10 protein-coding genes and 2 pseudogenes are annotated in these 13,312 nt (G+C 76.2%); 3 read left to right on the forward strand and 9 right to left on the reverse strand.

The window, feature by feature from the left end; translation table 11 throughout:
- Positions 1-36 precede the first annotated feature (36 nt).
- Positions 37-600 carry a GNAT family N-acetyltransferase gene (locus ACFCLZ_RS02745; RefSeq protein WP_380282989.1) on the forward strand — a complete coding sequence of 188 codons (564 nt, stop codon included), beginning with the start codon at positions 37-39 and terminating at the stop codon, positions 598-600.
- A gap of 96 nt (positions 601-696) precedes the next feature.
- Here the strand turns inward: ACFCLZ_RS02745 and ACFCLZ_RS02750 are convergent.
- Positions 697-990 (reverse strand): annotated as a pseudogene (locus tag ACFCLZ_RS02750) (helix-turn-helix domain-containing protein); the annotation flags it as partial.
- A gap of 181 nt (positions 991-1,171) precedes the next feature.
- Here ACFCLZ_RS02750 and ACFCLZ_RS02755 point away from each other — a divergent pair.
- Positions 1,172-1,480, forward strand: a pseudogene (locus tag ACFCLZ_RS02755) (helix-turn-helix domain-containing protein); the annotation flags it as partial.
- Positions 1,481-1,576: 96 nt separating this feature from the next.
- Here the strand turns inward: ACFCLZ_RS02755 and ACFCLZ_RS02760 are convergent.
- From ACFCLZ_RS02760 to ACFCLZ_RS02775, 4 genes are all read right to left on the reverse strand, one after another.
- The gene (locus ACFCLZ_RS02760; RefSeq protein ID WP_380282990.1) at positions 1,577-2,650 is read right to left on the reverse strand and encodes a phosphatidylinositol-specific phospholipase C domain-containing protein; all 1,074 of its coding nucleotides are present in this window, start codon (positions 2,648-2,650) and stop codon (positions 1,577-1,579) included.
- Between the two features lie 183 nt (positions 2,651-2,833).
- A complete protein-coding gene (locus ACFCLZ_RS02765) occupies positions 2,834-3,751 on the reverse strand; it encodes a glutaminase (RefSeq protein ID WP_380286418.1) in 918 nt (305 codons plus the stop codon).
- 158 nt (positions 3,752-3,909) lie between these two features.
- Entirely contained in the window at positions 3,910-4,956 is a 1,047-nt protein-coding gene (locus ACFCLZ_RS02770) for a cytochrome P450 (RefSeq protein ID WP_380282991.1), read from the reverse strand.
- A gap of 117 nt (positions 4,957-5,073) precedes the next feature.
- Entirely contained in the window at positions 5,074-5,301 is a 228-nt protein-coding gene (locus ACFCLZ_RS02775) for a tryptorubin family RiPP precursor (protein ID WP_380282992.1), read from the reverse strand.
- A gap of 378 nt (positions 5,302-5,679) precedes the next feature.
- On the opposite strand from ACFCLZ_RS02775, the gene ACFCLZ_RS02780 reads away from it, so the two are divergent.
- Positions 5,680-9,606 carry a tetratricopeptide repeat protein gene (locus ACFCLZ_RS02780; RefSeq protein ID WP_380282994.1) on the forward strand — a complete coding sequence of 1,309 codons (3,927 nt, stop codon included), beginning with the start codon at positions 5,680-5,682 and terminating at the stop codon, positions 9,604-9,606.
- Between the two features lie 500 nt (positions 9,607-10,106).
- Here the strand turns inward: ACFCLZ_RS02780 and ACFCLZ_RS02785 are convergent, their stop codons facing one another.
- The 4 genes from ACFCLZ_RS02785 to ACFCLZ_RS02800 form a co-directional block, all read right to left on the reverse strand.
- Complete coding sequence (locus ACFCLZ_RS02785; RefSeq protein WP_380282996.1) at positions 10,107-10,949, reverse strand: inositol monophosphatase family protein; 843 nt, start codon at positions 10,947-10,949, stop codon at positions 10,107-10,109.
- Positions 10,946-12,172 (reverse strand): MFS transporter, encoded by a 1,227-nt coding sequence (locus ACFCLZ_RS02790; RefSeq protein WP_380282997.1) that lies wholly within the window; start codon positions 12,170-12,172, stop codon positions 10,946-10,948. Before ACFCLZ_RS02790 ends, ACFCLZ_RS02785 begins: the two co-directional genes overlap by 4 nt.
- A gap of 162 nt (positions 12,173-12,334) precedes the next feature.
- The gene (locus ACFCLZ_RS02795; RefSeq protein ID WP_380282998.1) at positions 12,335-12,670 is read right to left on the reverse strand and encodes a hypothetical protein; all 336 of its coding nucleotides are present in this window, start codon (positions 12,668-12,670) and stop codon (positions 12,335-12,337) included.
- Between the two features lie 107 nt (positions 12,671-12,777).
- Positions 12,778-13,251 carry a DUF3093 family protein gene (locus tag ACFCLZ_RS02800; protein WP_380282999.1) on the reverse strand — a complete coding sequence of 158 codons (474 nt, stop codon included), beginning with the start codon at positions 13,249-13,251 and terminating at the stop codon, positions 12,778-12,780.
- Positions 13,252-13,312: the final 61 nt, after the last annotated feature.

A 13,312-nucleotide genomic window follows, 5' to 3' on the forward strand; every position in this document is an offset into this window, starting at 1 on the left:
ATTGCCGGGGCGACGATCCACTGCTAGCAATGTGACATGCTACAAACCTCCCGCATCGCGCTCCGCGCCCGCCACGACAGTGACGTCCCGGTACTCCACACCGAGCTCTACGACGACGTCGTCACCCGCTCACGGGCCGACACCCGCCCCTGGCGGCCGCTGGCGGCCGATTCCCCGGAGTCCCCGTTCGTCGTGGGGCCGGGCGACGACGGGGTCGCCTTCTTCTCGGTGGTGGACCGGTCGTCGGGCGAGCTGGCCGGGGAGGCGCTGCTCTGGGGCATCGACGCCCACCAGCGGCGCGCCCACCTCGGCCTCGCACTGCGGCCCGGGTTCCGCGGGCGCGGCCTGGCCGGCGACATCGTGCGGCTGCTGTGCCACTACGGGTTCACGGTGCGCGGGCTGCACCGGCTGCAGGTCGACACGCTGGCCGACAACCTGCCGATGATCAAGGCCGCCACGGCGGCGGGGTTCGTGCTCGAGGGCACGCTGCGCCGGGCCGCCTGGGTGTACGGGGCTTTCGAGGACGAGGTCGTGCTCGGGCTGCTGGCCTCGGAGTGGATCGACGAGCCGGAGCCGGCCGGGACCGCCGCCGGGTCCTGAGCCCCGGCGGAGCGCACCGGCGGGCCGCCGCCGGTGGCGGGCGCGGTAGGCGCGCGGGGTGGTGCCGGTGAGGCGGGCGAAGTGCGGGCGCAGGGTCGCGGGGGACGCGAAGCCGACGCGGGCGGCGATCGCCTCGACCGGCTCGTCGGTCCGTCCGAGCAGTTCGCGGGCGCGCCGGAGGCACAGGCGGAGCAGGTAGCGCGGGGCGCTGAGGCCGGTGCGGGCCAGGAGGTGCCGGTTGAGGCCGACGCGGCTGACGGAGGCCGACACCGTCCTGGCGCCGGGGCACGAGGGGCACCTCGACGCTCCGCCGCCCGAGGTGGTGGGCGCCTTGCGGGCGGCCGCCGAACGGGGGTGCGGGATCGGAGCCTTCGGCGCGGGGACCTTCACGCTGGCCGCGACAGCGCGCGCTCTCGCCGCCGAGCTGGCGCGGCGTCACCCCCGGACCGAGGTGGACCCGGACGGGGTGGTGGTGCAGGACGGCCCGTTCCACAGCGCCGTCGGCATCCTGGGCGGGGTCGACCTCTGCCTGCGGCTGATCACCGACGGCGCGCGGGCCCCGGGTGTGCCGGTGTCCGACGGCGCGCTCGGGCCGACGCTCGGCCGGCTGGACGCGCGGCTCGACCGCCCGCTGACGCTGGACGACATCGCCGGCCACGCGGGGCTCACCGTGCGGGGGCTGAGCCGCCGGTTCCGGGCACAGACCGGCCTGCCGACCCTGCAGTACCTGCTGCACCTGCTGCACCTGCGGATCCAGCGGGCGCAGCGCCTGCTGGAGCGCGGGGACGAACCGGTGGCGCGGATCGCCGCCCGCACGGGGCTGGGCACCCCGGCCAATCTCCGTCACCACTTCCACCGGTACACGGGCACGACCCCGAGCGTCCACCGGGCCGCGTTCCGCTCGCTGGTGGCCTCGCCGGCCGGCCCGGCCCGGTCCCGGCGTCCGGGCCGGGCCGTCCGGGCGACTGCGGGCGAGTCAGCCGCGCGGGAGGACGAGGGACTGGACGTCGGGGAGCCTGCGCCAGTCGCTGGAGACGACGGTCGCGTGGGCGCGGGCGAGCTGTTCGGCCCGGGTGCGGGCCTGGTCGGCGGTGGGGTCGGTGTTGCTGATGGCGGGGGCAACGTTGTGGGCGTCGGTCATCGTCAGCAGGTAGTGGCGGGTGTCGTACCAGCCGGTGTCGATGCCGTTCGCATAGGTGGCGGCGTCGCCGTCGAAGACCACGAACCAAGGGCGGATCGAGGTCTCGCTGTACCGGGTGCGCGGGTCGCCGGCCGCCGCGCCGAGCGCGGTGGGGAACATCCGGGCCTCGCCGATCCGGCCCGCCGCGGCCAGGTCCCGCAGGTGGCGCCCGTACTCGACGTCGGTGTGCAGGGTGTCGAACGGGTTGTCCAGCTCGACGGTGCCGGGGATGACGTAGACCAGGGCACGGCCGGCGAGCGCCGACCTGGTCGGCCAGTTGCCGGCCCGCGCGGCGTCGTCGAGGGTCGGATAGGAGCCGCCGCCCGGCTTGGCGAGAAGGTCGGCCGGACGCAGCGCGGCGGAGCCGAGGTGGGCGGCGATCAGCGCGTCGAGCTGGGCGGGGCCCATGCCGAGGTTCCCGGAGAAGCCCGGCTTGAGCTCCAGCTTGATCACCAGCGGGCCCGCGGCGGGGTGGGCGCCGAGCCAGATCCGCACGTCGTCCAGGCAGGACTCCAGGTTCTTGTTCGTGCTGCCGGAGTAGAGCTGGGCGGGCGTGGTGGCGCTGACGCAGTTGTTGGTGTTGCCCAGCGGGTTGGAGTGGCTGACCTTCCACTCCTTGGTGATGGCGTTCGGCCAGGCGTCCAGCTCGATCATGCCGGTGCCGGTGTCCAGGCCCTGGGCGAGGTAGGTGAAGGCGGCCGGGTCGTAGGTGTTGTGCAGGCCGACGGTGGTGCTGGAGGCGAACGGGAGCTCGCCCGGGCCCGGGGTGCTCCCGGCGGCCTGCGCGGTGGTGCCCGTGGGCAGGACGGCGGCGGCCGCGGCGAGCAGGCCGGCGGCGAGGGTGCCGATGAGGGTACGGCGGACGGTCACGGTGTCAGTCCCCTTGTCAGTGCGCCTGCTGGCCGGCGCGCCTTCGGCGGTGGCTTCCGCCGGTGCAGAGCATGTCCCGGCCGGCCGTCGACCCGGTGAAGAGGACATAACAACTTCGTGACCGTCGGCTTCCGGTCCGTCACCGGCCGGAGCCGTCGGGGGGCGGCCGCGCCCCCTGCGCCGTCAGAACACGGACCAGCCGGTGGCCGTCGTCAGGGCGTCCAGGGCGGCGACGCCGAGCACCGAGTTGCCCGCGGCGTCCAGACCGGGGCTCCAGGTGCAGACCGCGCCCCGGCCGGGCAGGACGGCGAGGACGCCGCCGCCGACGCCGCTCTTGCCGGGCAGGCCCACCCGGTAGGCGAAGTCGCCGGCCGCGTCGTAGGTGCCGCAGGTGAGCAGCACGGCGTTGATCCGCTTGGCCTCGCTGCGCGACAGCAGGCGCGAGCCGTCGGCGCGCACGCCGTGGCGGGCGAGGAAGAGGCCGGCCAGCGCCAGGTCGCGGCAGTCGGCCTCGATCGCGCAGTGCGCGTAGTAGTGGGCGAGCACCTCCTCGACGGGGTTGCGCAGATTGCCGTAACTGGCCATGAAGTGCGCCATGGCGGCGTTGCGGTGGCCGTGCTCGGCCTCGGAGGCGGCCACCGCGCGGTTCACGTCGACGGTCGGGTCGCCGGACTCCGCGCGCAGCAGGTCCAGGACGGCGCCGACCGCGTCGCCGGTGAGCTCCAGCAGGCGGTCGGTCACCACGAGGGCGCCGGCGTTGATGAAGGGGTTGCGCGGGATGCCGTGCTCGGACTCGAGCTGGACCAGCGAGTTGAACGGGTTCCCGGAGGGCTCGCGGCCGACCCCGGCCCACAGGCCGTCACCGCCCTCGGCGAGCGCCAGGGCGAGGGTGAACAGCTTCGACACCGACTGGACGGAGAACGGCTGCCGCCAGTCCCCCGCGCCGAAGACCCGGCCGTCCACGGTGGCGATCGCCATGCCGAACGCCGTCGGGTCTGCCGCGGCGAGCGCCGGGATGTAGTCGGCGACCCGGCCGCGCAGCGGCAAGCGCACGGCGGCCGCCATGGCGTCGCGCACCAGGGCCTGGTGGTCCACGGCCATGCCGGTACCGTTCGGGTCGCCCGGGTCGTTCGGATCGTGCAGGTTATGCAGGTCGTTCGCGTCGTTCACCGCGCCATTGTCGTCGCCGCCGGCCGGCGGGCCGCGGGCGGGGGCGCGTCCGGGGTGTCGGACGCGCCCCCGTACGGCCGCGCACTCCCTCAGCGGCGGACCATGCGGACGCCCGAGACCTCCAGCAGGCCGTCGAGTTCGACCCGGCCGACCCGCTGCTCCGGGCTCACCACCAGGCCGTCGCGGCGGACGATGTCGAGGATCCGCTCGGCCAGCGGCATCACCATGTGGCGGCCCCAGCAGCGTTCGTCGGCGTGCCCGAACGGCAGGTAGCCGGGCCGGGTGTCGGGGTCGACGCCCTTCCAGCGCTCCGGACGGAAGGCCTCCGGCTCGTCCCACAGCCGGGGATCGCGGTGGCTCAGCAGCGGAAGCATCAGGATGTCGTCCTTGCGGCCGATCCGGCCGTCGACCGCGCCGAACTCCGGGGAGGCGACCCGCAGGATGTTCCAGGAGGGCGGCACCAGCCGCAGCGCCTCCAGCAGCACGTCCCGGTTGGGCACGTCGTCGTCGAAGGGCGCTCCGAGCCAGACCGCGTTGGTCACCAGCGCGGCCACGGTGAAGCAGATCGGCGCCGCCACCCGCCGGTAGAGGTACATCGCGTAGCGACGGTCGTCATACGTCTCGGCGTCCAGCACCCGGGCCGCGAGATTCGACAACGGGATTTCGGTGCCCGGTTTTCCGAGCATCGCGGTGCCGGCCGCTACGGCCATCCAGGTCAATTTCGGGGTGATTTCCAACCGGCGGTCGACAAGGACCCGGAAGCGGAAACTCTCCCGGCCGAAGACGAGGTCGCGGAGATAGACGTGCGGGGTGTGCGGCCATTTCCCGGCGAGGTCCGTCCGCTCGCCCAGCGGCTTTTTCAGCGCGGTCCGGACATCGGCGGAGACGGCCTGCATGAGCGCGGACGCGTCGGCGCGCGTCACGAGCCGGCCCTGCACGGGCTTGAAGGTCGGGCGCTCCTCGGCATTGGCCGCCCTGCTGCGCAGCAGTCCGTCCATGAGGTCGACGCCGGCGACCCCGACGGTGTCCGCCTCCAGGCGGAACAGGTCCTGACCTCGGTACCTGCGCAGGAGTTCGTCGATCCGCGGGGCGAAGAGGGTGACGCGGGCACTCCGGCCGGTGCTGGACATTGCCATCCATGACTCCAAGGGTGAGCGGCCGTGGCGGCCGGCTCGCGATGAGCGGGCCGTGCCCGGCGGGTGCGGGTGGCACGCGCCGGGCACGTGTCCGAACGGCGGAAGAACCGCCCGGAACTAGATCCAGCCGTACCAGGCGTAGGCCTTCAGGCTCTTCTCCGGCATGACCTTCTTCACGAAGTGAACGAGCTTCATGACAGCACCTCCAGGGCAAAAGGGAACGACGACGAACAACTGTTCGGCGAACGGCCCGCGATACGCGGAGTCCGGGGTGGGCCCGGCAGAATTCCGCGCTCCGCTTTCCGCCGCCGGAAAAAGTGAATCCCAACCCGAAAAGGCGGTCAAGTGACGCGGCCCACCCGCGGGATCGGCGGACCGGCAGGTTTGACGCCCCCTCCGCCCGCCACCCCCACCTTGACGCGAGCGCGACAGCGCTGGTCAGCGCCACGGTCCGCCGATGACTCCCAGGTGAACGGAGCCTTCCGCTCGGGGGCCGAACGGGGGCCGGGCGGTCCCGACGGAACGTTCGGTCTGCCCCTTGGGGCAGAGCGGTTGCCCCTTCCGCTCCGCTCCCCGGACCGCGCGGCTCTGACCGATCGTTACCGCGCACTTCGCACCCGGGCGTCCGGGCCGGTGGCGACGCCGCTACCCTGTGCTCCGCAGCGGAACGGCCGACCGGCCGCCAAGCACTCGCTGGGGGCGATTGTGGTCGAACGTCTGGTGGTGGATCTCCACGCCGACGGCCGGATGTCCGTGACGAAGTGGCCGCCGGGGGCCACGGTCACGGCGCCCGCCGTCGACGCCGGATGGCTGCGCAGACCCCTGGACGACACCGCCCTGGAGAGCCTGCGCTGGTACCTGGAGGACCACCTCCGGACCCCGTTCGGGGCGTACGGCGAGCGCGGCCCGCACATCGCCCGCCAGCTCCCGGGCTGGGGCGCGCGGATGTTCTCCGCGCTGCTCGGCGACGGCCCCGGGCGCGACGCCTACCTGCGCTCACGGGCCCGCGGCGGCGCTCTGGAGATCGTGCTGCGCTCGGACTCCGCGCCGCTGCTCGCCCTGCCCTGGGAACTGATGACGGATCCGGGGCGCCCGACGGCGCCGGCGCTCGACGACGTGGTGGTGACCCGCTGCCCGTTGGCCGCCGACCCGCTGGACGCGGTCACCGAGGCGGACGGCTCCCGGCTGCGGGTGCTGCTGGTGGTCACCCGGCCGGACGGCGACGCGGACGCCGCTCCGCGGACGAGCGCCCTCCCGCTGGTGCGGCGGCTCGGGCCGGGACGCGACGCGGTCGAACTCCGGGTGCTGCGCCCGCCCACCCTCACCGGTCTGGGCGAGACGCTCCGCGAGGCGCGCGAGGAGGGCCGACCGTTCCAGATCGTGCACTTCGACGGACCCGGGGTGCTCCCCGGGGCCAGGGCCGGTGGCGCCGCCGGGGCCGCGCGGCGGCCGCAGGCCTCCCGGGGGCACGAGCCCGAGGACGTGCTGGTGTTCGAGCGGCCGGACGGGGGCGCCGAGCCGGTTCCGGTCCGGCGCGTGGCCCGGCTGCTGGCCGCCGCCGAGGTCCCGCTCGTGGTCCTGAGCCCCCACCGGTCCGGAAGCCCGGCCGGCGAGGCCGAGGCCGCGGCGGCCCTCCGGCTGCTCCAGGAGGGCGCCGCCGCCGTGCTCGCTCTGCCCTACCGCCTCGACGCGACGGCCGCCACGGCGTTCCTGACCACGCTCTACGAACGGCTCCGCCGCGGCGACCGGATCGCGCGAGCGGTGGCGGCCGGCCGTCGGCGGCTCGCCGACCAGGACCGGCGCGTCTCCGTCAAGGGCCCGCTGCCGCTGGCCGACTGGACGGTCCCGGTCCTCTACCGCCGCAGCGAGGTGACGTTCCCCGGGCTGCGGGCCGAGCCGACCGCACCGGAACACGGCCGGCTCCCCGACGCCGTCACGGCCGGGTCCGGGGCCGCCCCGGACCCGGACGCCCGGGACGGTCTGGAGGGCCTCGCCCCCGTCGGGGCGTTCGTCGGACGGGACGGGTTGCTGCTCGACCTCGACGCGGGAGCCCGGCTCCACCGCGCGGTCATCCTCCACGGCCCCGCGGGCGTCGGCAAGACGGAACTGGCGAAGGCCTTCGGCCGCTGGTGCCGGGACACCGAGGCCGTGGACGGGCCGGACGCCGTGGTCCTGCACTCCTTCGAACCGGGGGTGGCCTCGTTCGGTCTGGCCGGGGTGGTCGACCGGATCGGCCGCCGGCTGTTCGCCCCCGAGGACTTCGACCCGCTCGCGCCGGACGAGCGCCTGGAGGCCGTCGAGCGGGAACTCGCCGCCAGGGACGTGCTGCTGATCTGGGACGGCGTCGAGTCCCTGCACACCGGCCACCGTCCGGCGGCGGCCACCCCGGCCCCCGCCGAGGAGGAACGCGCCGGCCTGCGGGCGTTCCTGGAACGCGTGATCCGGCGCGGGCGCGGCGCGGTCGTCCTCACCAGCCGGACCCGGGAGGACTGGCTGGGCCCCGAGCCGCTGCGGATCGAGGTGCCGGGGCTGGACCCGGACGAGGCCGTCGCGTACGCCGACCGGCTGCTCGCCCCCGACCCCGACACCGTCCGCAAGCGCGGACTGCGGGTGTTCGGCCAGTTGCTGGAGTGGCTGGACGGCCACCCGTTGGGCATGCGGCTCGTCCTGTCCTCGCTCGAGGCGCACGAACCCTGGCACACCCTGGACACCCTCGTGCGCGGCGAGGAAGCGGCGGCTTGGGCGGCGGAGGAGACCGCGGAGACGGCGGAGGCCAAGGAGCCCCGGCACGCGGCGCTCGTGGTGAGCGTCGGCTACGCGCTGGACCGGCTCACCGCCGCCGACCGTCGGGCACTGGCGGCCGTCACGCTGTTCCACGGGACCGCCGACGCCACGGTGCTCGCCCTGCTCTCCCGCCAGCCGCTCGCGCCCGAGCGCTTCCGGGACCGCGGCACCGAGGAGTGGCAGCGGCTGCTGGAGCGGGCGGCCGGCCTCGGCCTGCTCACCGCCCCGCACGGCACCGCCCCGCAGAGCACCGCCTACCGGCTCCACCCGGCGATCGCGGCCGTCCTGACCGCCCGCTGGCGCGCCGAGGAGCCCGGGTTCGCCGAGCAGCACGCCGCCGCCCTGCAGGCGCTGCTCGGCGCACAGGTCAACTTCTGCCTGCTGCTCACCCGCGAACTGCTCGGCGGCAGCACCGAGTTCGCCCTGACCGCGCTGGACCTCCAGCGGCGGACCATCGGCGGCCTGCTCGTCCGGGCCGTCGAGAACGGTCTGTGGCTGCAGGCCCTGGCGCTCGTCCGGCCGCTGTACGCCCACTGGAACGCCCACGGGCTGGACGCCGAGGCGCGCGGCTGGACCGACCGGGTGCGCACCGCCCTGGAGGCGCCCGACGGCGGCCCGCCGGGGGCCGACACCCCGGCCGGCGCGCTCTGGTTGTCCGTGGTCGGCGCCGACGCCCGGCGCCTGGTGCGGGCGGGCCGGACGGAGGAGGCCGAGCGGTCCTTCCGGGAGATCCACCACGCCGTCGGACAGCGGACGCCGGACACCGACCAGCTCGACGACCTCGCGGACGGCTACCAGCAGCTCGGCCGGATCGCGGTGGACCGGGGCGAGTTCGCCGACGCCGAGCAGTGGTACCTGCGCTCGCTCGCCCTCCTGGAACAGCTCGACGACGCCGACGGCATCGCGCTCGGCCACCACCAGCTGGGGGTGATCGCCCACCGCCTCGGACGGCCGGAGGACGCCGAGCGGCGGACCCGGGAGGCGCTCGACGCCTTCGAACGCCTGGGCGAGTCCGGGCGGGCGGCGGCCTGCCGGCACCAGCTCGGCGTCCTGGCCCAGGAACAGGGCCGCTTCGAGGACGCCTACCTCTGGTACGGGCGCGCACTGGACGGCGCCGGGCAGCCGACCGACCTGCCCCTCGCGACCGACCTGCACCACCGGCTCGCCGCCGTCGCCGCCGAACTGGGACGCCTCGCCGCGGCCGAGAAGTGGTGCACGGAGGCGCTGGCCCTCGCCGAGGAGTCGGGCAGCCTGCCCGACTCCGCCCGCGGCTACCACCGGCTCGGCGTCCTGGCGTCGGCACAGGAGCGGTTCGCGCAGGCCGAGTCCCTGCACCGCAAGGCGCTGGAAATCCGGCAGGACCTCGGCGACCGGCACGGCACGGCGGCCAGCCAGCACCAACTCGGCGTCGTCGCCGCCCGGCGCGGCGACCTGGCCGAGGCGGAGACCTGGTACGCGCGGGCCCTGGCGGTCCGGGAGGAGCTGGGCGACCAGGCGGGGGTCTCGGTCAGCTACCACCAGCTCGGCCTGGCCGCCCAGACCGGCGGCCGGGCGGCGGACGCCGAGGCCCGGTACCGCAAGGCGCTGGACGTCTCGCACCGGATCGGCGACACCCCGGGGCTGGTGCGGACCTTCGGCCAGTTCGGGCTGTTCGCCGCGGAGCAGGGGCGCCCGCGCGAGGCGATGGAGTGGCTGGTCCGCAGCATCACCTGCTTCGAGGAGTTCCCGCATCCGCTGACCTGGCCGAGTGTGGTCAACCTCGGACTCCTGGCGCGCGACCTCGGTCCGCGCGCCGTGGAACGGGCCTGGCGCTCGGTCACCGGCCGCCGCCTGCCCGAGGCCGTCCGGGACCACGTCGGCGGCTGACCTGCCCGCGCGCCCCGGTCGCCCGCCGGGTCGCGCGGGGCCGGCGCGGTGTTCCGCGTGCTCCGGGAACACCGGGCCGGCCCGGGCTGTCCCGGACGGTCGCCATCCCGCCCACTGCCTCCGAGCCGACGCCCACCCAGGGACCCGGCGGCGCCGCTGCCACGCCTCGGCTGCCCGAACCACGAACCGACCTGGAGAAGCCGGGCGCCGCCCGGCGTACTCCTGAAGTACCGGACGTCCCGGCTGTCCCGGACAGGCGCCACCCGCCACTGCCTCCGAGCCGACGCCCACCCGGCCACAGCGCCGCCACACCGCTACACCCACGCCCGGCAGCCCGCACCCCGCTCGGGCGCGTCCGACAGTTCGCGCCGGATCAGCATGCGGCTCCCCCCAGCCCCCGGCCCCGACCGTCGGCGACCGACGACAACACGGCGCGGGGGTGCCTCCCGCCGAAGGCCGGAGGCGTGCGCGCCCTGGCGTCGCGCGCCCGGTAGGAAGCCCTACCCGGCGGGGTGGTCGCCGAGGAGGAGGTCGCGGATCCGGGCGACGGTCGGTGCGTCGCGGGCCGTGGTGAACGGCAGGGCGTTGCCGCCGGCGAGGCGGAAGGGCGTGCCGGCGAGCGTGGCGTGGGCGCCGCCCGCCTCGGCGACCAGGAGCAGCCCGGCCGCGTGGTCCCAGGCGTTCTCCCAGGCGAACACGGTCGCGTCGAGGGCGCCGCGGGCGACCTCCACGTACTCCAGCCCGGCCGAGCCCGCGCACGGCCGGGCGCGTACGCCCTCGGTGCGCAGGCGCAGCAGCGTGCGCTTCGCCCCGGGCATGGTGTGGAAGGGGTAGGAGGCGGCGATCCTCAGCGGCGCGCCGTCGGCCGGCGAGCCCGCCCGCAGCGCGACGCCGTCCAGGCGGGCGCCGCCGCCCCGCAGGGCCGTCGCCATCCGGTCGTGGACCGGGGCGTAGGTCCAGGAGGCCAGCAGCTCGCCGTGGTGGGCGAGGGCGACCAGGGTGCAGAACCCCTCGTCGCCGCGGACGAAGGTGCGGGTGCCGTCGATCGGGTCGACGATCCAAACGGGGCGGTCGCCGGCCAGCGCCGCGTACAGGCCCGGCTCGGCGGCGACCGCCTCCTCCCCCACCACGACCGAGCCGGGGAGCAGTGCCGTCAGAGCGGCCGTCAGGTGCGCCTCGGCGCCCCGGTCGGCGACGGTGACGAGGTCGTACGGGCCGTTCTTCTCGGCCACCTGGTCGGCGGTCAGCGCGCGGAAGCGCGGCATGATCTCGGCGGCCGCCGTCCGCCGGACCGCCTCCTCCACCGGACCCAGGCACTCCGCGGCGAATCCTTCGTCGATCATCCGTCCATCACATCACAGCTTCGGTTCTTCGGACCCCGACCGAACAGCCGGGCGGGCCGGGAGGCCGGGCCCGGCCCGTCCGCCGTGGCCGGCAGGGCCGAGCGGGTCAGCAGCGCCGCGAGCGCCAGGACCGCCGCCACCCCGGCCACGGCGGCGAGGGCCGACCGCAGGCCGACCACCGAGGCGGTCAGGCCGACGGCGGCGGGCCCGACGAGGAAGCCCCCGTAGCCGACCGAGGCGACGACGGCCACGCCGGCCGAGCGCACCTCGGGGCGGACACGGGCCCCGGCCAGGGAGAGGATCGTCGGCGCGCAGACCGAGGTGCCGAGGCCCGCCACGACGAGCCCCGCGAGCATCGCTCCCACGCCGGGCGCCAGTGCGGTGCCCAGGGTGCCGACCGCCGCCACCGCCGCGCCCAGCGCCAGCAGGTGACGCTGCGGCAGCCGGGCGGCGAGCCCGTGCCCGGCCAGCCGGCCGACGGCGGCGGAGGCCGCGAAGACCACCGGGCCGGCCGCGGCCGCGCCGGGGCCGGTGTGGAGGACGGCGCGCAGCATCACCGCGCTCCAGCTCTGCCAAGCGTTCTCGACCAGGTACGCGAGCGCGCACAGCACCCCGAGCAGCAGCAGCGGCCGGTCCGCGGCACCCGCCCGCCGCCCGGGCTCGGGCTCGGGAGCTGGCACGGGCCGCTCCCCCACCGGATCGGGGAGGCGGAGCACGACGGCGGCCCCGGCGAGGAGCGCGGCCACCGGCAGCAGGACCGCGACGGCGGCGAGGCCGCGGCCGAGCGCCAGGCCCGTCGCGAGCGCGCCGCACACCACGCAGGCGGAGAAGCAGGCGTGGGCGGCGTTCAGCAGCGGGCCGGACCGGCTCTCCTCCGCGCTCGCCAGCGCGTTGACGCCCACGTCGACGCCCCCGGAGGCCGCGCCGAGGGCGGCGAGCGCGGCCATCAGCGCCGGCGCGCCGCGCGCCAGGCCGGGCAGCACAGCCGCCACCGCCATCAGCAACAGGAGCGCCGCGACGGCGGAGCGCCCGAAGCGGTCCACGGCCGCACCGGCGAGCCGCATCGAGCAGAGCGCGCCGAGGCCGATCATCAGGACGGCGAGCCCGAGTTCCCCGTCGTCCACCCGCGCCCGCCGCTGGAGCTCCGGGATCAGCGCGCCCCAGGTGCCCCAGAGCACCCCGAACACCGCGAACCCCAGCAGCACCCGCACCCGCGCCCGCACCACCGGCTCCGGCCCCCATCGATCGCGCCGCCGTCCGAGCGGGATGATGCCCGCCCTCGGCCGCGGGATCCCGGCGCCGCAGCCGGCGCACGGGGGCGCGGTGCGGCGCGGCGCCGTGCCGGGCGCTCCCGCACCGCGGTTCGCGGCCGGCCGGACGTGGGGTCAGGGCCGGTCGCGGGCCAGGGCCCGGCGCAGCGCGAGGTGGGTCAGCCAGGCCATGCCGAAGGTGAACGGGGCGGCGGTGTTGTCGGCGGGGCCCGGGACGAGGGAGCAGACCACCATGACGGCGAGCGGTATCCAGGCGCGCAGCAGCGCGTGGCGGACGGCCGACAGTGCCGGGGCGCGTGCGGCGAGCCACGGGACCAGCAGGCCGAGCACGGCGAGCGGGACGGTGAGACCCGTGTGCTTCACCGCCTCGAACACCGTCCAGGCGAGCAGCAGCGTCCCGAGGGCGCCCCAGGCCGCCCGTGCGGCGCGGTCGGCGGTCTCGCGTGTCATCGTGGTTCTCCCCCTGTGCGTCGCACACCGCACCGCTGGTCCCGGGCGGTGCCGCCAGCAGTATGCGACGCATCCGGCTCCTGGGCCACACCCGTACCGCGCCGGGGTCAGCGGCCGGTGGCGGCCGGCACCGTGCAGTGGTCGCGGGCTTCGGCCAGGGCGGCGGCGAGGGCCTCGGGCCGGCGGGTGGAGAGGTAGACGTAGGGGCAGAGCAGCGAGGGTTCGGCGACCTCCACGCGCACCGCGCGCGGGAGGTAGCTGCGGATGAGCAGGCGGGCCCGGGGGCCGGCCAGCCGGGTGCGCCAGGCGAAGGCGGCGGCCTGGTCGAGGACTTCGACGGCGCCCACGTGTTCGCCGCGCAGGACGACCGGTCCGGCCACCAGGACGCCGTCGCAGACCCGGATCCGGACCCCGCCGTAGCCGTTCAGCGCCGGGGCCGTCACCGCCAGCAGCAGGGCACCGGCGCCCAGGGCGGGCAGCGGGCCGAGCGGGAGCAGCGCGGCCGTGAGCGCGGCGGAGGCCGTCAGGGCAGCCAGCCACCAGCGCAGCGGGACGGAGAGTCGTTCGTCGTAGATCACCACATCCGGGATGCTGCCACGCCGTCGGCCGGGCCCCGCAGCCGGGCCGCCCGGAGGCGGTGCG

Origin of the sequence: Kitasatospora purpeofusca (assembly GCF_042691725.1) — a bacterium.
In the GTDB taxonomy this organism is placed as follows: domain Bacteria; phylum Actinomycetota; class Actinomycetes; order Streptomycetales; family Streptomycetaceae; genus Kitasatospora; species Kitasatospora purpeofusca_B.

Coding starts and splice junctions, on each gene's coding strand:
- ACFCLZ_RS02745 (WP_380282989.1), top strand. CDS start 37: ATGCTACAAACCTCCCGCATCGCGCTCCGCGCCCGCCACGACAGTGAC.
- ACFCLZ_RS02765 (WP_380286418.1), bottom strand. CDS start 3,751: ATGGCCGTGGACCACCAGGCCCTGGTGCGCGACGCCATGGCGGCCGCC.
- ACFCLZ_RS02770 (WP_380282991.1), bottom strand. CDS start 4,956: ATGGCAATGTCCAGCACCGGCCGGAGTGCCCGCGTCACCCTCTTCGCC.
- ACFCLZ_RS02785 (WP_380282996.1), bottom strand. CDS start 10,949: ATGATCGACGAAGGATTCGCCGCGGAGTGCCTGGGTCCGGTGGAGGAG.
- ACFCLZ_RS02795 (WP_380282998.1), bottom strand. CDS start 12,670: ATGACACGCGAGACCGCCGACCGCGCCGCACGGGCGGCCTGGGGCGCC.